Source organism: Microbacterium sp. ZXX196, from assembly GCF_009709595.1.
Taxonomy (GTDB): domain Bacteria; phylum Actinomycetota; class Actinomycetes; order Actinomycetales; family Microbacteriaceae; genus Microbacterium; species Microbacterium excoecariae.
Genome location: NZ_WMEE01000158.1, coordinates 1 through 274, shown reverse-complemented (window position 1 = coordinate 274; position 274 = coordinate 1). Strand labels below are relative to the sequence as shown.

Below are 274 nucleotides of genomic sequence, written 5' to 3'. Positions count from 1 at the left end.
ACACCGGCGATGGCACCTGATGCGCCAACTGTCGGCACTGCCGATCCGGGCGCGGCCAGAACATGCGCCAGCCCGGCGGCAATACCGCACATCAGGTAGAATACCAGAAACCGCCGGTGTCCCATCTTGTCTTCGAGGTTGTCACCAAAGATCCAAAGGAACAGCATGTTGCCGCCAAGATGGGCGATCCCTGCGTGCAGGAACATCGACGACATCAGCGTTTCCCAGCCGCCTCCACCGCTGATTTTGCGCGGAATGATCGCCCAGTCTCGGA

Annotated in this window: 1 protein-coding gene; it reads right to left on the bottom strand. The window is 60.6% G+C overall.

Features of this window, described 5'->3' with window-relative positions; translation table 11 throughout:
* Positions 1 to 274: rhomboid family intramembrane serine protease (locus GJQ66_RS12615; RefSeq protein ID WP_155049645.1), on the bottom strand; the 274-nt coding region annotated here is incomplete at both ends.